Annotated in this window: 15 protein-coding genes; 5 read left to right on the top strand and 10 right to left on the bottom strand. The window is 61.6% G+C overall.

What is annotated here, in order from left to right:
* From DWU99_RS19145 to DWU99_RS19115, 7 genes are all read right to left on the bottom strand, one after another.
* Positions 1-1,434, bottom strand: a 1,434-nt coding sequence (locus DWU99_RS19145) for a UvrD-helicase domain-containing protein (RefSeq protein WP_147292978.1), incomplete at its 3' end; no start/stop codon positions are given.
* 116 nt (positions 1,435-1,550) lie between these two features.
* Positions 1,551-1,769, bottom strand: a complete 219-nt coding sequence (locus DWU99_RS19140; RefSeq protein WP_115479726.1) for a hypothetical protein — start codon at positions 1,767-1,769, stop codon at positions 1,551-1,553.
* 108 nt (positions 1,770-1,877) lie between these two features.
* A complete protein-coding gene (locus DWU99_RS19135) occupies positions 1,878-3,215 on the bottom strand; it encodes a hypothetical protein (RefSeq protein ID WP_115479692.1) in 1,338 nt (445 codons plus the stop codon).
* A gap of 65 nt (positions 3,216-3,280) precedes the next feature.
* Complete coding sequence (locus DWU99_RS19130; RefSeq protein ID WP_233511221.1) at positions 3,281-3,769, bottom strand: molybdopterin-dependent oxidoreductase; 489 nt, start codon at positions 3,767-3,769, stop codon at positions 3,281-3,283.
* 167 nt (positions 3,770-3,936) lie between these two features.
* On the bottom strand, positions 3,937-4,731 hold the full coding sequence (locus DWU99_RS19125; protein WP_115479690.1) for a TOBE domain-containing protein: 795 nt from the start codon (positions 4,729-4,731) through the stop codon (positions 3,937-3,939).
* 125 nt (positions 4,732-4,856) lie between these two features.
* A complete protein-coding gene (locus DWU99_RS19120) occupies positions 4,857-6,362 on the bottom strand; it encodes a hydroxymethylglutaryl-CoA synthase family protein (RefSeq protein ID WP_199535866.1) in 1,506 nt (501 codons plus the stop codon).
* Between the two features lie 238 nt (positions 6,363-6,600).
* Positions 6,601-8,226 carry an alpha-glucosidase family protein gene (locus tag DWU99_RS19115; protein WP_115479688.1) on the bottom strand — a complete coding sequence of 542 codons (1,626 nt, stop codon included), beginning with the start codon at positions 8,224-8,226 and terminating at the stop codon, positions 6,601-6,603.
* A 456-nt stretch (positions 8,227-8,682) separates the two neighbouring features.
* On the opposite strand from DWU99_RS19115, the gene DWU99_RS19110 reads away from it, so the two are divergent.
* The 5 genes from DWU99_RS19110 (at position 8,683) to DWU99_RS19090 (ending at position 19,906) form a co-directional block, all read left to right on the top strand.
* Positions 8,683-11,574: a TonB-dependent receptor gene (locus tag DWU99_RS19110; RefSeq protein ID WP_158543362.1), complete on the top strand. Its 2,892-nt coding sequence runs from the start codon at positions 8,683-8,685 to the stop codon at positions 11,572-11,574.
* Positions 11,575-11,843: 269 nt separating this feature from the next.
* Complete coding sequence (locus DWU99_RS19105) at positions 11,844-13,412, top strand: alpha-amylase family glycosyl hydrolase (protein ID WP_115479686.1); 1,569 nt, start codon at positions 11,844-11,846, stop codon at positions 13,410-13,412.
* Positions 13,413-13,576: 164 nt separating this feature from the next.
* The gene (locus tag DWU99_RS19100) at positions 13,577-15,949 is read left to right on the top strand and encodes a glycoside hydrolase family 31 protein (protein ID WP_115479685.1); all 2,373 of its coding nucleotides are present in this window, start codon (positions 13,577-13,579) and stop codon (positions 15,947-15,949) included.
* 289 nt (positions 15,950-16,238) lie between these two features.
* On the top strand, positions 16,239-18,419 hold the full coding sequence (locus tag DWU99_RS19095; protein ID WP_115479684.1) for an MGH1-like glycoside hydrolase domain-containing protein: 2,181 nt from the start codon (positions 16,239-16,241) through the stop codon (positions 18,417-18,419).
* On the top strand, positions 18,416-19,906 hold the full coding sequence (locus DWU99_RS19090; protein WP_115479683.1) for an MFS transporter: 1,491 nt from the start codon (positions 18,416-18,418) through the stop codon (positions 19,904-19,906). The genes DWU99_RS19095 and DWU99_RS19090 overlap by 4 nt, the downstream gene beginning before the upstream one ends.
* Positions 19,907-19,973: 67 nt before the next feature.
* On the opposite strand, the gene DWU99_RS19085 is transcribed toward DWU99_RS19090, so the two are convergent.
* The 3 genes from DWU99_RS19085 to DWU99_RS19075 are packed head-to-tail and all read right to left on the bottom strand — an operon-like array spanning position 19,974 to position 22,150.
* Positions 19,974-21,254 (bottom strand): RNA polymerase sigma factor, encoded by a 1,281-nt coding sequence (locus DWU99_RS19085; RefSeq protein WP_115479682.1) that lies wholly within the window; start codon positions 21,252-21,254, stop codon positions 19,974-19,976.
* A gap of 52 nt (positions 21,255-21,306) precedes the next feature.
* On the bottom strand, positions 21,307-21,723 hold the full coding sequence (locus tag DWU99_RS19080) for a YciI family protein (protein WP_115479681.1): 417 nt from the start codon (positions 21,721-21,723) through the stop codon (positions 21,307-21,309).
* 16 nt (positions 21,724-21,739) lie between these two features.
* Positions 21,740-22,150, bottom strand: coding sequence for a VOC family protein (locus tag DWU99_RS19075; RefSeq protein WP_115479680.1), 411 nt, complete (start codon positions 22,148-22,150; stop codon positions 21,740-21,742).
* Positions 22,151-22,275: the final 125 nt, after the last annotated feature.

Genomic DNA, 22,275 nt, shown 5'->3' with positions numbered 1-22,275 from the left:
AAGGGGAGAGGGAGCAAAGGCGCGGGCCATCTCATCGATCATGACGAGGAAGCCTTTCACCGCATTCTTCGCACGTCCTGCCAGCTCACTGCTGCCGCTCAATTCATTCAGCGCGGCCTCCCACATCGACGTACTTTCGGTGCGCGCACGCCGGCGCAGGGCATCGAGCGTACGATCGCCGATGCCACGCGGCGGTGTATTCACCGCGCGCTCGAATGCAGCGTCGTCGTGACGATTCGCGGTAAGTCGCAGATATGAGAGAGCGTCCTTGATTTCCGCGCGTTCGAAGAAGCGCTGGCCACCGTAGACGCGATAGGGAACATCGTGTTGGATCAGCTGCTCTTCGAAGTTGCGCGACTGGGCGTTCGAGCGGTACAGGATCGCGCAATCCTTCGCATCGCCGTGCTCGGCGATGTATTCGCGGATACGTTCGATGACGAAGCGCGCTTCGTCCTGTTCGTTGTACGCCGCGTACACGGCGATGCGCTCGCCTTCTTCGCCGGCGGTCCACAGCTGCTTGCCGAGGCGGCCGCCATTGCGTTCGATCACGCTGTTGGCGGCCTTGAGAATGTTCGAGGTGGAGCGGTAGTTCTGTTCCAGCTTGATCGTGCGCGCGCCCGGGAAATCGCGCAGGAACTGCTGCACGTTCTCGACCTTGGCGCCGCGCCAGCCGTAGATCGCCTGATCGTCGTCGCCGACCACGAAGACCTGGCCGGTTTGACCGGCGAGCACACGGATCCAAGCGTATTGCAGCGCGTTGGTGTCCTGGAATTCGTCGATCAGCAGGTAGCGCCAGCGTTGCTGGTAATGCTCCAGGATCGCGGGCTGCTTCAGCCACAGCTCGTGCGCGCGCAGCAGCAATTCGGCGAAATCCACCAGGCCGGCACGGCGGCAGGCGTCTTCGTAGGCCTGATAGATCTGCACCAGCGTGCGCGTGACGGGATGTTGCCCGTGCTCGATGTTTTCGGCGCGCTTGCCTTCGTCTTTCCAACTGTTGATCTGCCAGGCGGCCTGGCGCGGCGGAAAGCGCGCTTCGTCGAGGCCGAGGCCGGCGACCACGCGCTTCACCAGTCGTTGCTGGTCGTCGGAATCCAGAATCTGGAAACTTTCCGGCAAGCCCGCTTCGCGCCAATGCCGGCGCAGCAGGCGGTGTGCAATGCCGTGGAATGTTCCTACGGTGAGACCTTGTGTGCCGCCGGGAATCAGGTTGTCCAGGCGCGCGCGCATCTCGCCCGCGGCTTTGTTGGTGAACGTGACGGCGAGAATGGCCCACGGCGGAACGCGTTCCACTTGATTGAGCCAGCCGATGCGGTGCGTGAGCACGCGCGTCTTGCCGGAGCCGGCGCCGGCAAGGACCAGGTAGTGGCCGGGTGGGGCGCAGACGGCTTCGCGTTGCGCGTCGTTGAGCGAATCGATCAGGTGCGAGACATCCATCTGCAAGATTGTAGCGGGTGGATGTGTCGTCGAGGCGCTATAGACTCGTCATTCCGGCCTGCGCCGAGGCGCTTTACAACAGCGAAGCTGGTCAATGACGAGCGCGAAAGGGTGGGTCAGCGCTTGGACATCAATCCGCCCAGCGCCAACAGCGCACCGACCACGATGCCGCTGATGCCCATCCACTGCGGGATGGCTTTGTCGTGCGTTGCAGTGAGTTTGGCCGAACCCAGCTGGACCAGGGTGTCGGTCTGCGTGTAGCTGGCATGACCGAATACCACCCACAGGCCGCCTACCAGCAGCACGATGCCGACGATGGTCAAAATGGCGCGCATGATTCGCTCCTTGAGAATGATGTTCCGATCATAGGCGGCGCCTTCGCTTGAAGGAAGGCGCTTCACCCATTCCGCATCGCCAGGCTCTCAGCAAACTTTCATGAACGCTCAGAACTTGTAGTCGATCATCAGCCGGTTGTAGACGAACGTTTTGTTGGTCGGGTTGAGATTGTCGATGCCGCCGTTGGAGAGCTCCCAGCGATCGCGCAAGGTAAGCCCCTTCAGATAACCGTCGAGGTGGTAGATCACGTCGAAGTACAGGTCGTGGCTGCGGCCGCGATAATCGGTGAAGTATTTGGCGTAGGCGGTGGTGAGTTCCAGCTTCTTGTCGAACAGGTCATACGTGAACTTGCCTTTCCACGCGCGCCCCGGGCCTGCTTCGACAAGGCCGCGAATCATGGATGTCGTGAACAGCGGATCAGTGCCGTAATTGGTGGTGTATGGCGAGATGATCGCGCCTCCACCTACGGCGCCGGCTTCGCGTTTCGCGTCGTTGTAGAAAATGTCGAAGCGGCCGTTGGGGATCAGTACGCCGAGGTCGCCTCCGATCACGCGGCTATCGATGCGGTTGCCGGCCACACCGAACAACTTGGTGTCCGTTTCCGTGAAGCGGTTATCCGAGCCATAGTTCTGCGCCAGGTATTGGGCGCCAACCACCGGATTGAAGCCGGTGTCCGTGTTGAAGACGTAGCTGCCTACGCCATAGAACGTGCGGGCGAAGTTGAGAAAATCGTAGTAACGCAATTGCGCACTGATGCCGCCGTGGACGTAGCTGGTGCCGCCTTCCCACGTACCCCGCGCGGTGCGCGAATCGAGGGGCAAAGAGCCATTGTTGCCGTACATCGAATCGCCATCGTATTTCGATGGGTAATACAGATTGTCCGGAAACATGCCGTTGGACGTGCGGCTCTTCCAACTGTATTCGCGGATCGCAAACAGATTCCACCCCGTCAGCGGAGTGACCTGCGCGAGCAGGGCGTTGTACGAGGAAGGAATGATGCGCGAGTCGTTGTTGCCCATCCACGGATCGTCGGCAAGATACTGGTAGCCGCCGCGGAACAGGAACATGCCGTTCTTGTATTGCAGATAGGCCTGGCTGAATGTGCCGAGCGAATTCTGGGGCCCTGCCAATGTCGTATCGATCTTGGCGATCTCGTTCGAATGCGTGTTGAACGAATTGGCCGTCACGAACGATCCGCCGATGCTGAAGCCGCCGAAAAACGTGCCCGTTTGCGCGTTGATCAATGCAGCCGTCGAAAATGCGCTGGCGTTCGGCGTGGTCTTGCTTTCATAGAGGCGGTTGAAGTTGTAAAGGCGCAGGTCGCCGTCCACGTGACCATTGGTGAAGATGTCGTTGAGACCGTAGCTATCGTCGTCGGCATGCGCGACGACGCTGCTCATCATCAAGCCCATCGTTGCGGCGGCGATCATCCATTTTTTCAGCATGCGGTTCTCTCCCCGGTAAATAGTCGAATGCGGCTCATTTACTTGCTTGTAAGGAAAACGATCACTCAAGGCGTCGGTGCGGCGCTTTGGGCGACTTCGATGGTGGCAACACTGCGTATCCATCGCGCCGGTCGCTTGTCGCCCGGCACGATGAGGCGAAATGGACCGCCCTTGTTCAACGGATGGCCATCCTGCGTATCGGCGAGGATGACCTGTGTGTTGCCGAGCATCGGGTCCAGTTCCGCCAGCGTGAAAACAACCTGGTAGTGATCGGATGCGGTGATGCGCACTAGCGTCGTCATCGCCTTGCCGCGCAGTTGTTCGCCGCTGGGGACGTTCGCCTTGCGCAAGATGTCTTCCAGTGCCACGCCTTGCCATTGGCTGGGCGGTTCGTGATGCGCCGAGGCTGTCACGCTTGCGCGAGGCAACGCCGATAGCGATGCACGATCGAGAACGACGGGAGCTTTGCCATCGACGAGCAGGCGAATGCTCTGCGATGTGGTTGAATCCGAAGAGGGAGCGGCGATGGCGGGCAGGGCGATGCAGCCGACCATGGCCACGGTCAGCCGCCTTGCGAATGCGCAACGTCGCGCATAGACACTCTTCCCCGTGCGACGCCTGCTTCCCCAAGCCATCACGTCACCTTTTCGCGCCATGTCGAGGCGTTATAACTTCAAGTATATGACGACTTGGCGCGAAAAATAGCCACTCGGATGGGGGGTTAGTGGGTCGTCCCTAGGATGACACTCGACGCCTTGACGATCGCCACCACGGCCACACCTTCCTCAAGGCCCAGCGAGGAAGCGCTTTCCGCCGTAACGATGGCCGTCATCACACTGCCTCCGGCCAGCCGGATGCGCACTTCCGTGTTCACTGCACCGTGGACCACCTGGGTGACGATGCCGGCGAACTGATTGCGTGCGGATAGCCGCATGTTTTCGTCGGTCAGGCCCACGAGCACTGACGAAGCCTTGATCAGCGCAATCGCCTCGGTGCCGACTTCAAGCCCCAGGTCCTGCGTGCTCTCGCTGGTAAGGGTGGCGACCACGCGTTCGCCGCCAGGCAGTTCGAGTTCCACCGTATCGTTGACGGCGCCCTTGTGAATGGCCACCACGCGGCCGGAGAATTGATTGCGCGCGCTGGTTCGGAACATGAGGCTCCTTATCAGTTTGATGTCGTCGACCGACGCCTCGGGCAGCGTTTCGAATTGCTTGAGGAAGCGCTGTTGGATGTCTTCCAGGGCAGCAAAGGCTTCAACCAGCCGTTGCCCTCGCGGAGTCAGATGAGTACCGCCGCCACCTTTGCCGCCGGTGACACGCATGACCAGGGGTTCGTCCGCCAGATTGTTCATGGCGTCGATGGCATCCCACGCGCCCTTGTAGCTCATGCCTACCGCCTTGGCGGCGGCGGTGATCGAGCCGGTTTCGGCGATCTTGGCGAGCAGCGCAATGCGGTCGCTGCCGCCCAGCAGGCGATTGCCGGAGTGAAGGGAAAGTACGCCTTTCAGCTTGAACATGGTCGTGCCAGCCCCCTGATTTGCTGTCCACGCAGGGCGAGTGTACTCGCCGGGGAGACATCTAAAAATGCCGAAGGCGCAAGCATGGCGCTGGAGGCAGCATGGCGCTGCCTCCAGCAGGTGCATCAGATCACGAAGTCGTAGTAGTCGACGCCCAGATCCTGGAAGGCCGCTTCGTACGTGGTGCCGGTGCGGGCGATGATGAACTGATCGCGCGGCGGGCAGTCCAGATCGGGATGCTTGCCGTCGTGCAGCGCTTCGTATTCGTGCTGCGCCAGATCGGTGGCAGCGGCCAACGCCTTGCGGAAGCCGATCTTGCCGGCGGCCTCGCGCCACTGCGGCACGACTTTCAGCGGAATCGCTTCGGATGCATCGCCGCTGCCGTAGCCGATGGCGTAGAACTTGGCATTCGACAACTCAGCGCCTTGCTCCAGCGCTTGCTCGAAACCAGCGGCGATCCACGCCGGCAGCGCGGCCGTGTAGAGATTGCCAAGTTCCATCGCCCAGTCGGTGCCGAACTTCACGCGCGTGGCGAGCAGCTCCTGGAACGCGGGACTCTTGCGCGCCACGCCGGACAGCTTGGTGGTGAGTGGATGGGCATCCTGCGCGGCGTCGGCATGGCCGCCGAGGCGCACGAATTCGCCATACAGGTCCGGCTTGTTGCGGCACTCCTCGACGACCGCTTCCGGCGACACGCCGGCTTGCGCGCACAGCGCCTGGAACTCTTCGTTGGGTTGCGGCGCACGCGCCAGTGCGCGCGCGTAGATAAAGGCCAGCGCCTGCAGCGGCATCATGTGATACGGGCGATGAAAGAACAGGCCGTCCGCGCCGTTGATGAAGTCGAGATCGGAAACGCCCAGTCGCTCCAGCATCGCGTCCACCGCCTGACCCGTTTCATCCAGATAGGCGAAGGTGGAGTACTTGCCGCTGAACACCGGGAAATCGTGCGCGCGCTTGCTGCGCTGGCCGTATTCCTGATCGAAATGGCGGGCGAACGGTTTGCGGAAATCGGGGCCGCGGTAGTCCGAGGCGCTGCCCGAGTGGGCCAGATCCACTTCGAACAGCTTCGGATTGGCTTCGACCAGCATCGCGACCGCGCCGGCGCCCTGGGTCTGCTCGCCACTGGAGCCGCGCTCGTATTCGGCGATGTCGCTGCACACCACGATGGCCTGCTTGCCGTGCGCGTCGAAGGCCACATAGCGCAGCGCGCTCTTCAGTGCGTACACGCCGCCGAGGCAGGCGTGCTTGAATTCGGGCACTTCCATCTGGCGGGAAAGACGCGGCAGGCCCATGCGCTCCAGTTCGCGGTCGACCATGCCGCGCACGATCACCGCGCCGGCGGAATTGTCCTTGCTGCTCTCGGTGCCGAGCGCAAGCTGGCCGATGTTGCGCGGGTCGATGTTGTAGTGGCGAATCAGGCGCAGCACGGCGGTGGCCGCCATGGTGTAAGCGTCTTCATAGGGAGCCGGTCGGCGGAAGCTGCGACCTACCACGGCCTGCACCTTGTCCCAGGAGTTGCCGGTCCATTCGCACCAATCCTTGAGGGGGACGCGGGGCTGGGGGACATACAGGCTCATGCCGCTCACGCCAGGGTTACGCTGCTGTGCTGCCGTATCGTTCGCTGTATTCAAAACCAGTGTTCCTCGATCAATTCGGGTCATGCCGGCGCTTTATTCGATTCACTCCTAAGCGCGGGACTGCCGCCTGCGTCGCAATGGCGCGTGGCACGTACGGTGGGGGTGCACAGTACATAACACAGGGCGGACTCGCCATTATCGCGCAGATCGCGCCGGCGGTCCCGTTTGAGGCGCATGACTTGCGTCACGGCACGGCGCCGCGCCGTTTCGGCGCGGTCGCGGCATGTTCGAATCAGCTTGAAAGCTGGGCGAAAAGTACGCTGTGGCCGGGCAGCTGCAGGCGGTGGCCGGTCAGCGAGCCCTGCAGCAGGCCGTGGCTCTCGAGCAGGCGCGCGGCATCGAGCCCGGGCAGGGCCAGCTCGATCTCCGTGGCGTGTTTGCCAAGGTTGAATACGGCCAGAACCTGTTCGTTGCCGTGTGTACGCACGAAGGCGAGCACGGGCTCGGGCGTGTCGAGGAAGCGGATGTCGCCCCAGCGCAGCGCGGGTTGCCTGGCCCGCCATTGCATGAATCGGCGGAAGCCGTGCAGCACCGAATCGGGATCCGTTTCCTGTCGGGACACCGCTCGTGTCTTGTGTGCTTCGTCGATCGGCAGCCACGGCGTGTTCTGGCTGAAGCCCGCGAAAGCGCTGTCGTCCCAGGGCATCGGCGTGCGGCACCCGTCGCGACCTTTGAAATTCGGCCAGAACGCGATCCCGTACGGATCGCGCAAGGACTCGAACGGCACGTTCGCTTCCGTCAATCCCAACTCTTCGCCCTGGTACACGCACACCGAGCCGCGCAGCGAACACACCATCGCGGTCAACAGATTCGCCAGGCGCGGCGAGGCATTGCCGTTGCCCCAGCGAGTGAGCACGCGTTCAACGTCGTGATTGGAAATCGCCCAACAAGGCCAGCCGTCGTGCATTTGCGCTTCGAGCTGCATCACGGTGTTGCGAATGTACGCGGCGCTGAAATCGCTGCTGAGCAATTCGAAGCTGTAGCCCATGTGCAGACGGTGGCCGGTGGTGTACTCGGCCATCGTGGCGAGCGAATCCTCCGAAGAGATTTCGCCGAGCGTCACGGCAGTGGGATAGCGGTCGAGAAGATTGCGCAATTCACCCAGAAAATCGAGGTTTTCCGGTTGCGTGTTGTTGTACCAGTGATACTGGAACGCGTACGGATTGTCGGGACTGAAACCGCGGCCGACGCGCTTTTCCTTCGGCTTGGGCGGGTTGTCGCGCAACTGGCGATCGTGGAAGCAGAAGTTGATCGCGTCCAGGCGCAAGCCATCCACGCCTTTCTCCAGCCAGAAACGCACGTTGTCGAGCACGGCCGCGCGCACGTCCGGATGATGGAAATTGAGATCGGGTTGCGATGCAAGGAAGTTGTGCAGGTAGTACTGGCCGCGGCGCGGATCCCATTGCCAGGCCGAACCGCCGAACAGCGACAGCCAGTTGTTCGGCGCGCTGCCGTCAGGTTTCGCATCGGCCCACACGTACCAGTCGGCCTTGGGGTTGTCGCGGCTTTCGCGGCTTTCCTTGAACCACGCATGCTGGTCGGAGGTGTGACTCAACACCTGGTCGATCATCACTTTCAGGCCGAGGCTGTGCGCCTTGGCCAGCAGGCGATCGAAATCGTCGAGCGTGCCGAACAGCGGATCCACGTCGCGGTAGTCGGCGATGTCGTAGCCGAAATCGGCCATCGGCGAGCGGAAGAACGGTGCAACCCAGATCGCGTCCACGCCCAGGCTTGCTACGTAATCCAGTCGCTGGATGATGCCCGGCAGGTCGCCTACCCCGTCACCGTTGGTGTCGAGGAAACTGCGAGGGTAGATCTGGTAGATGACGGCGCCCCGCCACCAAAACGCATCACTCATTAGAAAACCCCACTGTAGGCGCACGGCTTCCATAGCCGAAGCGACGAGCGGTGTGCAGCTTAGCCGTAGGGCCTTGCCCCCTCGCAGTAGGTTGCATACGTATTCATTTGTGCTGCGGGTGCGGCATAAACATTTCCCGGCGAATCGCGAGGCGCTCCACCGATTCAGGTAGCGAACGGCGGGAAATGCGAGAATTCCGCCTTTTCCCCCTTGTTTTTAAGGCTCGCGACGGCGTCGCGCGGACGCCATGTTGCACTGCGATGGATGCGCCTGGGGGGTTGTTATGAATACGTATGCAAGTTTCGTCTTCTTGGGAAAGTCGCGCCCTACCATCCGCTTCACGCCGCCGACTCCGTCCGCGTGCGTGCTAGCTGCTCGGTCCGTGCGTGAAGGACGAGGGGACGGCTACCGGGAAGAACAATGCGACTACAAAAATTATTTGGGGGAGGGGAACACGTGATACTCAAGCGCAATTTGCTGGCTCTGGCGTTGGCTTCGGGACTGTGCGTGACATTCGGTGCGCAGGCTGCTGCAAGCGATAGCGGTCAGACGACTCAAAGCACCAGCACGCAAACCAGTACGCAAACCAGTACGGCGAGCAACAGCAGCACGGATCAGTCGACGAGCAATCCGAAGAGTCAGCAGCAGCTGGCCAAGAGCTTGTCCGCCGTTACCGTGACCGGTTTCAGCAGCAGCGTCGAGAAGTCGATCGACTACCAGCGCTACGCCGATACGATCCAGAGCGTAGTGACCGCAGCCGACATCGGCGGTCTGCCCGACCAGTCGATTGCCGACGCGCTCACCCGTCTCCCTGGCGTTGCGGCCGAGCGCATTGCGGGCCAGGCCTCGCAGATCAACTGCCGCGGTCTCTCCGGCAACTTCATCGAGACCACGCTGGATGGTCGCGAACAGCCCTCGACCAGCGGCACCAACTACATTCAGTTCGACCAGTATCCGTCCGAGCTGATCAACATGGCGACGGTGTACAAGTCCTCGCAGGCGTCGCTGATCGAAGGCGGCGTGGGTTGCACGATCGGCCTGCAGACGGCCAATCCGCTGGAAAACGCGAAGGACCAATCGCTCAACGTCGACGCGCGCGGAAGCTATGACGGCCAGGCACACGACATCGTGGGCGACAACCCGGTCGGCTATCGCCTGAGCGTCGCCTATCAAGGCAAGTTCCTCGATAACACGCTGGGTGTTGGCGTGGGCTTCGCGCAGCTCTATCAGCCGCACGTCGCCGAGCAGTTCGTTGGCGAAGCGTTCGGCGGCCTGCAGTCGCTCAATCCCAACGTTCCGAACAGCCAGCAGGCTTATGTGCCGGAAGGCATTCAGCTGCAGCAGGACGGCGGTACGGAGCGTCGTACCGGTTACCTGACCACGGTCGTGTGGAAGCCGACCGATCATCTGCAGATCACCGGCGACATGTATTACTCGAAGTTCGACAACGACTACTACGGCTACGGATTCCGCTCGCAGAACTTCTACGGCAACAACGCGATCATCACCAACCCGATCCTCGGTGCGGGCAACACGCTGCTGGGCGGTACGGTCAGCACCAATCCGAACCAGAGCAACGTGCAGTTCTCCAACGAGACCACGGCCGACAACTACAGCACCAACACCGGCGTGTTCTCGGGCGGCTTGAACCTGAAGTGGAACAGCGGTCCGTGGCACGTAGAGTCGGATCTCTCGCTGTCGCATTCGGAAAGCAACGAGGTCAACGTCGATACCACGGCCGATCCGTACAATGGCCTGGGCACGTCGAATCCGACGCTGATGAACCAGTCGATGAACTACGCGCTGAACGGCACCAACGTCGGTACGGCACAGTTCGCCAATCCGGGCATCTATACCAATCCGAACGACATGGCGCTGTCGCGCTATGGTGTGTATCCGTACATTTACCACGATCGTTACAAGGCGCTCCGCACCAGCGTGCAGTACGACCTGGAAAACAATCCGATCTTCTCCGACGTGCAGGCCGGCATCTACATCAACAACCACGCCTATGAAGCAAACCGCACGGTGTGGGTGTACGGTTCCGAGTGGGGTTCCTATCCGGTCGCTGGTGAGCCGCCGCTTCCGTTGAGCAGCGGCGATACCTCGGTGGTGTGCTGGAAGGGTAACTTCAGCGGGCTCCCCTGCTTCCTCAAGCTCAATGCACCGCTCATCCTGGCGCAGTACGGCATTCATCCGAACCCGCAGCTGGACCTGGACAACAACAGCTGGTCCGGTATCCAGAGCGGTACCGTGCACGAGAACGTGCGCGACCTGTTCTTCATGGGCGATATCGACACCACGCTGTGGGGTCACGAGCTGACCGGCAACATCGGTCTTCGCGTCTCGCACACGGCGCAAAGCAGTTCGGGCATTCAGCAGGTCGAACCGGGCCAGGGCGTGCCGATGACGGACGGCTTCGGCTACGTCGCCAACGACTTCATCCCGATCAACGTGGGCCAGTCGTACACCAAGTGGCTGCCGTCGATGAACCTGATCTATCACTGGACGGATAGCGACCAGACTCGCTTCTCGGTGGCCAAGGTACTGTCGCGCCCGCCGATCGATTCGATGCTCGCCGGTGCGGGTTCCTACATCACGAACGGCCAGTACAACGTGTGGGGTGGCACCAGCCCGCTGCTGCGTCCGCTGACTGCCATGCAGTACGACCTGGACTACGAACACTACTTCGACGATTCGACGGGCCTGTTCACCGCAGGCGTGTTCGTCAAGCATATTGATACGTTCATCCAGACCAACGTCACGTACAACAACTTCAACTTCGCTTCGGTGGGCATCCAGGTGCCGACCAATCCGGCGACGGGCCAACCCTATCTCAATGGCTCGTACACGACGGCGTACAACGGTCCGGGCAGCATGATTCGTGGTCTGGAATTGTCGTTCCAGAAGACGCACTTCCTGCCAGGCATCTGGTCCGGCCTCGGCTTCGGCGCGAACTACTCGCTCACGCAGAGCCCGTTCGGTTCAACGTCGTCGCTGGGCGGACCGTCGCAGCTGCAGTCGCTGCCGGGTCTGTCGCGTAACGTGGCCAGTGCGCAGATCTTCTACGACAACGGTACGTTCTCGGCCAACATCACGGGCAACTACCGCTCGAAGTTCGTGTCCGACTCGCAGATCGCGGTGACCAACCAGATCGTGTATTTCGCGCCGGAAACGGTTTACGACTTCCAGTCGGCTTACAACATCACCAAGAACGTGAGCATTCTGTTCCAGATCCTGAACATCACCAACCAGCCGACGCGTACGTACTTCGGCAACCAGTCGGAGACCGGCACGATCCAGTACTTCGGTCGTACGTTCTACGGCGGCTTCAACCTGAAGATCTAAGCCAACCGTGCCGGGCGTTGTAGCGGCAACGCCCGGCCGGCTCCCCCAGCCCGGTTCTGTTTCACGATTGTGGGGCCGGGTTCTTTTCTCTGGCGTCATCCGTATTTGTAAAGAGGATGACGAAGTGGAGCCGAGTCGCGATTGGGTGATACCAGCCTGAGTTCCGAACTGTCACTCTTGCGAGAGTGATCCCTCACCCCAGCCCTCTCCCCCGAGGGGAGAGGGATATACAGGCCATATCGGCCGCTTCCATTCCCGGGAGATCTTCCATGCCGCGGTTTCATGCTCTAGCCCGCATCGCAGCGACTGCTGCAGTGGCGCTGTCATTGTCTGCTCCCTCGTTCGCACAGCAAGGCGCCTCCACGACGCCGGCGTCAGCGCAACCTTCCGGCGTCTACTACGAAATTTTCGTGCGCGCGTTTTCCGACAGCAACGGCGACGGCATCGGCGATCTCAACGGCATCACGCAAAAGCTCGACTACATCAAGTCGCTGGGCGTGAGCGGTATCTGGTTGATGCCGATCAATCCGTCGCCGACCTATCACGGCTACGACATCACCGACTACGAAGGCATCAATCCGCAATACGGCACGATGCAGGATTTCAAGAAGCTGGTGGATGAAGCGCACAAGCGCGGCATCAAGGTGGTGATCGACATGGTGATCAACCACTCCAGCAATCAGCATCCGTGGTTCAAGGCCGCGCAGGATCCCAAGGACCCGCATCACGACTGGTACGTCTGGGCCAAGCCGGGCAGCGATCTGAAGGCCATCAGCGCCACGGGCGGGCCGGCATGGCATCGCGCGCCGAATGGCCAGTACTACGTGGGCGTGTTCACGAGTGCGATGCCGGATCTCAACTACGACAATCCGGCCGTGCGAAAAGAAATGATCGACGTCGGTGCGTTCTGGCTCCACCAGGGCGTGGATGGTTTCCGGCTCGATGCCGCGCAGCACATCTACGACGATCTGCGATCGGACACGGATAGCCCCGTGGCGCTCAAGAAGAACCTGCAGTGGTGGAGCGAATACCGCCATGCGCTGGAAGCGGTGAATAAAAACGTGTGGCTGGTGGGCGAAGTGGCGCGCCAGAATCCGGACGACCTCACGCCGTACATGGGACCCTTGAACACGGTGTTCAATTTCCCCGTGGCTACGCAGTTGATTGCCAGCGTCAGGGAGGAGCGCAACCTGGGGATCGGTCGCGGACTCGAAGATACCTACGCTGCCTATCGCAAGCACGCCGACGGTCACTTCGACGACGCGCCGTTCTTGTCCAATCACGATCAGGATCGCGTGATGAGTCAGCTCGAAGGCCGCGATGCGCATATGCGCATGGCGGCCGCGTTGTTGCTCACACTGCCCGGACATCCGTTCATCTACTACGGTGAAGAGCTTGGCATGCAGGGCACCAAGCCCGACGAGGATATTCGCGAACCGATGCGCTGGTATCGCAACGGCAAGGGTCCTGGCGTAGCGAGTTGGAAAAACTGGAGCACGCAGGATGGCCCGAATATTTCTGTCGAGGCCGAACAGAACGACCCCGATTCGTTGCTCAACGCATATCGCAAGCTGATCGGCTGGCGCGAACAGATCGCTGCATTGCGCGACGGCGTGCTGATCGACGTGCCTATCGCTGATTCGCATGTGCTCGCTTACACGCTGCAGGATGCGCAGTCCCGTGTGCTGGTAGTGCACAACCTGTCTCGCGATGCGCGCACGGTGACGCTGGGCAACGATGCGCACGTTACTTCCGTGGCCCGGCAAACCAGGTCGGGCGTCACGCTGGCGCAGGGGCAAGTGACCCTGCCGCCGTATGCGACGGCCATACTGCAATAGAGCGGGCCGAATCATCGGATCGATACGCCATTTCATGCGAAATGGCGTTTATTTGCCCCCAACGCCGCACGCCTGCGGTTATATTCGGGCGATATCGTGCTTCGCCTGCCTCATACGGGCGTGCCGTGCCGGCAACAAATCCTGTTTTGAATAAAGGATGGTGGATGACAACACTGCGCTATCTGGCCATGTGCGGCCTGCTTTCAACGGTCGCCTTAGCCATCCACGCCGCGCCTGCCGCATCCGGCGACGCAGGCTTCCGGGTCGAGCGCGCCGACGCACGCGGCATGGTGCTCGTGCATGGGAAAGACCGCGTCACGCTTCGCTTTGTCGCGCCGAACGTCGTGCAGATCCACGGCATGCCCGATGGTCTGAATGCACCGCCGGGCATCGTGATGAATCCGTCTGCGGCCCATGAAACGCTGTCGAACCTTCACGTCAAATCCTCCGCGGATAGCGTGACGGTGGGGACGAACGAGCTGAAGGTGACCTGGGACAAGCACGCCGCGCATCTGACCATCGCCGATGCCCAGGGACGTACCCTGCTGCAGACCGATCCTTCGGTACTGATGGACGGCCAAATCGATCTGCAACACGACAAGGACGATCTTCTGTATGGCATCGGCGGCTACGACGCGTTCGAGCCGGCCAGGCGCGGATTGATGCGTGGCGGCGTGCAGATCGCCAAAGCGGGCGAACAGGGTTATCCCGGCGCTCCTTTTGTCTGGAGTACTGGAGGCTACGGCGTACTGGTGGATACGGTCGGCGCCAAATTCGATCTTGAACCCGGCAGCATCCAAGTCAGCGGAACCAGTCGCACGGATGTCAGCTACGACGTGATTGCAGGCGCCCCGCCGCGCATCTTTGCCGCACTGGCCGATCTCAGCGGTGCACCGCCGATGTTTCCGAAGTGGGCGATGGGTTTCACCAATAGCCAGTGGGGCATCGATGAGCCGGAGCTCGAAACCATCGTGCACGGTTACCGCAGTCGCCATATCCCGATCGACAACTTCACTTTCGATTTCGACTGGAAAGCCTGGGGTGACGACGACAACGGCGAGTTCCGCTGGAATACGAAGAAATTTCCGGATGGTCCCACCGGTGTGCTGAAAACCCGGATGGATCAGCTCGGCATGCATATGACCGGCATCATGAAGCCGCGCATCCATGTCGACACTGTCGAAGGCCGTTATGCGCAGGAGCATGGCTTCTGGGCGGAAAGCCGGCCGCAGACGACCGACTACTTTTCATTGAAACCGGTGCGCGAGGTGGATTTCGATCAACCTGCCGTGCGTCGATGGTTCTTCAACGACACGCTCAAGCATTCCTTCCAGACCGGTATCGTCGGCTGGTGGAACGATGAAGCCGACGACACCAACAGCAATACCCAATTCCTCAACATGCAGCGCGCGCTTTATGAAGGCCAGCGGGCTTTCACGCCGACTCGCGTGTGGTCGATCAATCGCGATTTCTATCTCGGCGCGCAGCGCTATGCCTATGGCTTGTGGTCCGGAGATATCGACACCGGTTTCGAGAGCATGGCGGCGCAGCGTCAGCGCATGTTGAGCGCCATCGACGTGGGCGAGATGAAATGGGGCATGGATGGCGGTGGCTTCAAAGGCCACCCCGATGACGAAAACTACGCGCGCTGGATCGAGTTCGGCGCGTTCGTGCCGATCTTCCGCGTGCATGGCACCTTGGGCGAAAAACGTCAGCCGTGGGTCTACGGGCCGGTGGCGGAGGAAGCTGCAAGCAGGGCGATTCGTCTGCGCTATGCACTCATTCCCTACATCTACAGCTACGAGCGCGAAGCGACGACGCAAGGCGTTGGCCTGGTACGCCCGCTGTTCTTCGATTATCCCGAGGATCCGAACGTGCGCGACGACGTCGATGCATGGATGTTCGGCGACAGCCTGCTGGTCTCGCCGGTCGTGGGCAAAGGACAGGCGCAGAAAGACATCTATCTGCCAGCGGGACAGTGGATCGACTATTTCAACGGCACTGTCTATCAGGGTGGACAGACCATTCACTATGCGGTCGACAGCAAGACCTGGGCCGACATCCCGCTCTTTATCCGCGAAGGCGCGATCATTCCCACGCAGCCGGTGATGGATTATGTCGGTGAACATCCGGTTACCGAACTGACTATCGACGTGTTTCCTGCCACGAAGGCATCGCATTTCGAGTACTACGACGATGACGGCGATACCTACGCTTACGAGCACGGCGCGTACTTCTCGCAGCGAATGACCACGCAGTCGGTCGATGGCGGTGCGGTATTCGGCATCGAATCCCCGAAGGGAAGCTTCAAGCCGGCGCTAAAGTACTACCTGGTCAAAGTGCATGGCGTAAATGCAACGGCAGTCGATCACGACAACAGTGCGCTGAAGTCCTATGCGAGCGAGCAGGCGCTGGAAGCGTCGGGTGGCGAAGGCTGGGTCACGTCGCACGATCGCTATGGGAGCGTGGCGGTCCTCAGACTGACAGCGGGCGAGGCACAACAGCTGAGTCTGCATGCGGCTCAAGCGTCGCACTGATATCGCCCGGCTTCCGAGCCAACGACAGCCTGCGTGAAGCGAGTCGTATCGCGCGCCGGCCGTCTTGAAAGCGAACGCAGCGAAAGGACGCCGGCGCTGCGGATGAATACGTATGCATGGGGCTCCCGACTACCACACGGTTGCCTACCATGCAGGATTGCCCGCGCGGACTCGCCGCCTTTCATGCTGCGGTTGCAGCATGTGCGATGCTTCGCGTCGTGACATAACCGAGCTTGGGAGCGTTGCCGATGGTCGACTCTTTGCACATTTATACGCGCGTGGATCGTTCATGCTGAGTCTGGTGATGACGGCCGTACTGGCTGCAGGCGCCGCAGGCGATACCTGGCACGACCAGCTTTCATGGCACGACGAACAGGCGCGCATGACAGTGGCGGCGAATGGCGGCTTTACGCTTTCCGGCCCCTTCGGGCATCGCGATATCGGCCCGCAGACCATGCGAGTCGACACGGCGAGTACGCTGTTCAACGGCCTGTTCGCCATGGCGCAGGACGATCTTAAGCAGGATTCGGTCACGGCGATTAGCGATGGTGCGTTCGATCACGGTCAGCCGATTCCGTGCACCTGCTTCGAGACCGGCGTCAAATGGCCATACGTGTGGACGCGCGATCTTTCCTACTCGGTTGATCTCGGCTTATGGAAGATCGATCCGCTGCGCGCACGCAACGGCTTGCGCTTCAAGCTCTCCGATGTGCGCGACGCTTCGCTGCCGCAAGGTTTGTACGTGATGCAGGACACCGGTTCGGGCGGCAGCTGGCCGATCAGCACCGATCGTGTCGTGTGGTTCCTCGCCGCGCAACATCTGCTCGACGACAAAGCTTTTGCCGATGACGTTTATCGAGCGGTTGTCGATACGCTGGATCAGGATCGTCTCTACACCTTCGATCCCGACATGGGGCTGTATCGCGGCGAGACATCGTTCCTCGACTGGCGCGAGCAGACGTATCCGGCCTGGACGGCGGACAACGTGGCGTTCATCGCGCAGTCGTTTGCGCTGTCGACCAATGTGTTGCACTACGAGGCGCTGCAGTTGGCGGCACGTCTGGCGGAAGCGCACGGCGACAAAGCGAAAATGAAGAGCTACGCCGACAAGGCGGCTGCGTTGAAAACGGCCATCAACGCGCGCTTCTGGCGTGCCGACCGCGGCATGTACATGAGCTACATCGGCGGCGACGGCACGCCCTACGACACCTACGATCTGCTCGGCACCGCCTTGGCGATTACCGGTGGCGTCGCCGACGGCGATCGTGCGCGTCAGGCACTTGCGCACTATCCGACGTGGCCCGCGGGCAGTCCGGTGATCTGGCCGGAACGCCCGGATCAGCCGATCTATCACAACCGCGCGATCTGGCCCTTCGTGAGCGCCTACGCGCTGCGCGCCGCTCGCACGGTGAACGATCCGGCGCGCATCGAGCATGAACTTCGCTCGATCATGCGCGGTGCCGCGCTCTCCGGCTCGAACATGGAGAATTACGAGCTGGCCACGCAGGCCACGCACGTCGACGAAGGCAAGCTCAGTGGTCCGGTGGTCGATTCGCCGCGTCAATTGTGGTCGGTGGCGGCTTATCTCGATGCCGTCAGCGAAGGCGTCTTCGGCTTGACGCAAGAAGGAAAGGTGGAGCCGAAACTTCCGGTTGCCCTGATGCCGATGCTTTTCGGCGATCGCGACAGCATCACACTGCAGATGCCGGATCGCCGCATCACCTTGCGCCGCCCGCGTACGCTGCATGGCGATCTGCTGGTCGCCGGCAAAACCACGCAGCATGGCGACGAAACCATCGTGACACTGAAGGCGATCGATACGCCTTCGGCACCCTTGCGCACCGATACGCCGCTCTATGCGCCGCAGCCGCCTGCCGCCCCCGTCATCACGGCGGATGACAAAGGATGGCGCGTGGAGGTGGACGGCAAGGCCGTGCTTTACGCCGATGGGCAGCGTATGGGCCGCATTGACGGCAACACCTATATTTCGCAAGGCGCAACGCCGCCCTGTGTGAGCGCGACGCGCGTGGGCGAGCAGGGTGTCGAATCGCTGCACAGCCCGATCGTCTGCGCGGGTGAGCCCACGCGCCTCACGGAGGGGTGGCCGAGGGAATGGAAGGTGCCTGTTTCCGGTCGTTATCGAATCGCCCTGAGCTACGAAAACAACCACGGTCCGATCAATACGGGTGTCACCGCGGCGGTGAAAATGCTGGTCATGCATTGCGACGGCAGCGCAGCGCAACGTGTCCCGATCGTGATGCCGCATAGTGTCGGCGAACAGCAGTCGACTTACGGCACGGTCACGGTGAAGGCCGGTGCGACATGCCACTTTGCCTTGGAGCAGGGGTTCAACATGAGCGATCTCAGCCATTTCGCGCATTTCACCGGTGGCAAAGGCGGAAGCGATGGTCCGCTCAACGATGCGCGCATGGGAGACCTGCTGATTGCGCCCGCGGCGGGTACGCCATGACGCGCAAGCCTACGCTTTCGTTCTGGCAAATCTGGAACATGTGCTTTGGCTTTCTGGGCATCCAGTTTGCCTTTGCGTTGCAGAACGCCAATGTGAGCCGGATTTTTCAGACGCTCGGCGCGGGTGTGGCCGATATTCCGGTGCTGTGGATTGCTGCACCGCTGACCGGGTTGATCGTGCAGCCGCTGATCGGTTATGCCTCCGATCGCACCTGGGGAAAACTCGGGCGTCGCCGTCCTTACTTTCTGGCTGGCGCCGTGCTCACCACGTTGGCGCTGCTGTGGATGCCCAATTCGGGCGTGCTGTGGATCGCGGCAACGCTGCTCTGGATCATGGACGCATCGATCAACGTATCGATGGAGCCGTTCCGCGCGTTCGTCGGCGATCAGTTGCCAACCGAGCAGCGGCCGCTCGGCTACGCGATGCAAAGCTTCTTTATCGGCGCAGGCGCGGTGGTCGCCTCGATGTTGCCGTATTTGCTAGCGCATGTCGGCGTGAGCAACGTGGCAGCGGAGGGCGGTATCCCCGACACCGTGCGCGACTCGTTCTACATCGGCGGAGCCGTGCTGCTCGGCTCCGTGCTGTGGACGGTCTTTTCCACACAGGAGTATCCACCCGAGCAATTGCGCGTGTTCGCTGACGAGGCTGTGTCGGAAGACGTCGAGATAAATCGGCCCGGTGCGCTGCGATACGGTTTGTTGTGGTTGGCCGTCGGTGCGATCGGTGCGTGGTTGGTGTACGGCTACGGACTGGAACGCGAGCTATATCTGCTTGCAGGCGGCGTTATCGCGTTCGGTTTGTCGCAACTGTGGCTTAGCGTGCGGCAGCAGGGTGGCATGTTCACCCAGGTCATGACCGACATGCACACCATGCCCGATGCGATGCGGCGCCTCGCATGGGTGCAGTTCTTTTCCTGGTTCGCGATGTTCGCGATGTGGATCTACACCACGGCAGGCGTGGCGCAGGTGCATTTCGGCAGCACCGACCCGAACTCGGCCGCCTACAACAACGGCGCCAATTGGGTGGGTGTGTTGTTCGCGGCCTACAACGGCTTCGCCGCGGTGGCGGCGCTCGTCATCCCCTTGATGGTGCGGCGATGGGGATTGCGCATGAGCCACCTGATCAACCTGTGGCTTGGCGGCGCGGGTCTGGTTGCCTTTTTGCTGATCCGCGATCCGCACTGGTTGCTGGTACCGATGGTGGGCGTGGGTTTTGCGTGGGCGTCCATTCTCTCGCTGCCCTATGCCTTGTTGTCGGACAACCTGCCGGCGGAGAAGATGGGCGTGTACATGGGCATCTTCAATTTCTTCATCGTGATACCGCAGCTGCTTGCCGCGAGCGTGCTGGGTGTGTTGCTGCGCGTGTTTTTCCACGGGCAGCCGATCTATGCGCTGGTGCTGGGCGGCGCGAGTTTGCTGGTGGCGGGGTTGAGCGTGTTGCGGGTGCGCGAGCCGATGCTCTCCGGTTCAGCATCTCAATCCGCATAGCCCAGAGGCTTCAGTTCGCCTCGCCGTCATTCCGGCCTGCACCGGAATGACGCCGATGCAGGGGCGATCAGTTTCGTGCTCGCGCAGCCTCGGCACAGGCAGTGGCGCGTTGCTGCAACAAGTTGCGCTCGCGTACATTGCGCGCGAGCGCCGCGGCGCGTTCGAATTCATCGCGCGCTTCGGCATGCCGCTCCAGTCGGCTGAGCAGGTCGCCGCGCACGCTGGGAAGCAGGTGGTAATTGCGCAATAACGGTTCGTCCGCCAGCGCATCGACCAGGGCGAGTCCCGCTGCCGGTCCGGCGTCCATCGCCACGGCGACGGCGCGATTGAGTTCCACGACCGGCGACGGCATGACGCGCGTCAGCAATGTATAAAGTGTTGCGATGCGCCGCCAATCGGTGGCTTCGGCTGTGCGCGCGCGCGCATGACAGGCGGCGATGGCTGCCTGCAATGCGTAGGGTCCCTGGGTGCCGCCGAGTTTTTCGACGCGATTGAGGGCGGTGAGGCCGCGCCGGATCAGCAGCGGATCCCAGCGGCTGCGGTCCTGGTCCGGCAGCAGGATCGGTTCGCCATTAGCCTTGGTGCGCGCGCGCAGGCGCGAAGCCTGGATTTCCATCAGTGCCAGCAACCCCAGCACTTCCGGCTCCTGCGGCGCCAGGCCGGCGAGGATGCGGCCCATGCGCATCGCTTCGTTGCACAGTTCCGGACGTATCCAGTCGTCGCCCGAGGTGGCGGCGTAGCCTTCGTTGAAGATCAGGTACAGCACTTCCAGTACCGAGGCGAGGCGTTCGTTGCGCTCCTCGCCGCGCGGCACTTCGAAGGGAATCTGTTTGTCGGCCAATGTGCGTTTCGCGCGCACGATGCGCTGCGCGATGGTGGGTTCGGGCACAAGGAAGGCGCGTGCGATTTCGTCGGTGGTAAGTCCGCCGAGCAATCGCAACGTGAGCGCGGCGCGCGCTTCGGCCGACAACACCGGATGGCAGGCGGTGAAGATCAATCGCAGCAGATCGTCGCCGATATCGTCATCGAGCATGGCTTCCAGCTCCATGCGTTCGTCCGCCGGTTCGAACTCCGGCTCGTGCAGCAGCGTTTCGTGCTTGCGCTCGATCAGTTTCTTGCGCCGCAGCTGGTCGATGGCGCGATGCTTGGCCGCGGTCATCAGCCATGCGCCCGGGTTGTCCGGCACACCGCTTTGCGGCCAGCGTTCGAGCGCGGCGAGCAACGCATCCTGCGCCAGCTCCTCGGCCAGGCCCACGTCGCGCAGCATGCGCGCCAGGCCGGCGATCAGTCGTGCCGATTCGATGCGCCATACCGCTTCGATCGTGCGATGGATATCGGTGGCCGTCATGGTCACCGATCACAGCACTGGCGCCGATGCGATGCAAGCTTGAAGCGCCGCATCAAGTCACCGATTGCCCAAGGTCATGGTGGAGCCCTTCGACGGCTTTCTGCGCGTCGGCCGAAAAATCCGCCATTTCGAACACCTGCCGCACCTCGATGGTGTCGCCCGGCGAGAGCGGGCAGCGCGACGCCCACGCCACCGCTTCCTCGCGCGAGGTCACGTCGATCACCCAATAGCCGCCGACCACTTCCTTCGCTTCGGCGAACGGTCCGTCGACGACTCGCACCTTGCCGTCGACCGAACTCACGCGCACGGCGGACGAGGGCGGGTGAATGCCGTCCAGCGCCAGCAGCACGCCGGCCTGCTGCAAGCTGTAGTTGAAGTGCATCATCCGCTCGATATCTTCGACGCTCGGCCTGGCATCGGGTGCGGCGTTGCAGTAGTTCGCGGGAAACATAAGCATCATGAAACGCATGACTGTCTCCTCTCCATTACGGTTGTTGAATGATCACCATCCAGCTGATGCCGAAGCGATCGACCACCATGCCGAAGTAGGGCGAGAAAAATGTCTGGCTCAGTGGCGCATGCACGGTGCCGCCATCGGCGAGCGCGGCAAATAGGCGATCGGCTTCGGCCGTGCTTTTGACGGTGAGCGAAAGCGAGAAGCCCTGGAACTTCGGATTCGCATTGACGCAATCGTCGGATGCCATCAACACCGTGTCGCCGATGCTGAAGTTGGAATACATGATGTGTTCGCCATTGGCGTCCGTGTCGGGGCCCTGGCCTGGAGGCGCTTCCTTGTAGCGCATCAGCGCGTTGAGCTTTGCGCCGAGGTGCTTCTGGTAATACTGGACGGCTTCTTCGCAGCGGCCATTGAAAAACAGATAAGGCTGAACGTACATCGTGGTTCCTCCGTGATTGGAACGTGAAGACTCCCGGCGTGCTGCAGCCGTCGTTTACCGGAGCTCTGGTAGGACGACGAACCACCGATCCTTGGATCGACACAGGGTGCCACGATTTTTGTAGA

The sequence above is a fragment of the Dyella psychrodurans genome (genome assembly GCF_003363265.1).
Classification (GTDB): Bacteria; Pseudomonadota; Gammaproteobacteria; order Xanthomonadales; family Rhodanobacteraceae; genus Dyella_B; species Dyella_B psychrodurans.
Note: the sequence above shows the minus strand (reverse complement) of the source record. Positions and strands in the feature narration are given on the sequence as shown.

Bases quoted from the DNA above. Each gene is read 5' to 3' on its own strand.
- DWU99_RS19140 (WP_115479726.1), bottom strand. From the start codon at position 1,769: ATGCGCGCCATTTTGACCATCGTCGGCATCGTGCTGCTGGTAGGCGGC.
- DWU99_RS19135 (WP_115479692.1), bottom strand. From the start codon at position 3,215: ATGCTGAAAAAATGGATGATCGCCGCCGCAACGATGGGCTTGATGATG.
- DWU99_RS19130 (WP_233511221.1), bottom strand. From the start codon at position 3,769: ATGGTCGGCTGCATCGCCCTGCCCGCCATCGCCGCTCCCTCTTCGGAT.
- DWU99_RS19125 (WP_115479690.1), bottom strand. From the start codon at position 4,731: ATGTTCAAGCTGAAAGGCGTACTTTCCCTTCACTCCGGCAATCGCCTG.
- DWU99_RS19115 (WP_115479688.1), bottom strand. From the start codon at position 8,226: ATGAGTGATGCGTTTTGGTGGCGGGGCGCCGTCATCTACCAGATCTAC.
- DWU99_RS19105 (WP_115479686.1), top strand. From the start codon at position 11,844: ATGCCGCGGTTTCATGCTCTAGCCCGCATCGCAGCGACTGCTGCAGTG.
- DWU99_RS19100 (WP_115479685.1), top strand. From the start codon at position 13,577: ATGACAACACTGCGCTATCTGGCCATGTGCGGCCTGCTTTCAACGGTC.
- DWU99_RS19095 (WP_115479684.1), top strand. From the start codon at position 16,239: ATGCTGAGTCTGGTGATGACGGCCGTACTGGCTGCAGGCGCCGCAGGC.
- DWU99_RS19090 (WP_115479683.1), top strand. From the start codon at position 18,416: ATGACGCGCAAGCCTACGCTTTCGTTCTGGCAAATCTGGAACATGTGC.
- DWU99_RS19085 (WP_115479682.1), bottom strand. From the start codon at position 21,254: ATGACGGCCACCGATATCCATCGCACGATCGAAGCGGTATGGCGCATC.
- DWU99_RS19080 (WP_115479681.1), bottom strand. From the start codon at position 21,723: ATGCGTTTCATGATGCTTATGTTTCCCGCGAACTACTGCAACGCCGCA.
- DWU99_RS19075 (WP_115479680.1), bottom strand. From the start codon at position 22,150: ATGTACGTTCAGCCTTATCTGTTTTTCAATGGCCGCTGCGAAGAAGCC.